We start from the raw sequence: 511 nt of genomic DNA on the forward strand, positions 1-511 counted from the left end.
GCCCGAGGCCGGTACCGCTGCCGCCGATGGCGGGCAGCAGAGCGAACAGCGCGGCGAGGAACGCGGCGAAGAGCGCTGTGAGGAGCACGGTGAGGAGCGCTGTGACGACGGGCGTGAGCCACCGGACGGGCGTCACAGCGGGTTTCACGATCGCGCCGGATCCGTCCCGGCCGCGTGCTCCCGACGGCATGCGGTCACGGGTCATGCCGGCCGGCGCTGCCTGCCCGGGCTGTCGCCGCCTGTCCGGCCGGGGTGCCCACCACGGCCCCGGCTGGTCCCGGCTGGCACATCCCCGACCCGGTGCGCCCCGGCTCAACGACCCATCTTTCTCAGCGGAATACGCTCCCCGGTGAGGCGTGGATACCTGCTCTTGAACAGGGCGTCCCATTCCTTTTTCCCGGGGAGTTTTCTCACCGGATCTCTCCGTGGCAGGTGGTCGAAAAATTCGAGGACCATATCCGCGAGCAGATCGTCTTTGACGACACCGGATTTTGTGGCGATATCGCGAAGC

General features: G+C 68.3%; 1 protein-coding gene. It reads right to left on the reverse strand.

Translation table 11 applies throughout. From position 1 onward, the window contains the following. Window positions 1–312 precede the first annotated feature (312 nt). On the reverse strand, window positions 313–511 hold a 199-nt coding region (locus AC5LUJ_RS11045), incomplete at its 5' end, for a hypothetical protein (RefSeq protein ID WP_493464897.1).

This window comes from Protofrankia sp. CiP1_Cm_nod3 (assembly GCF_982290655.1).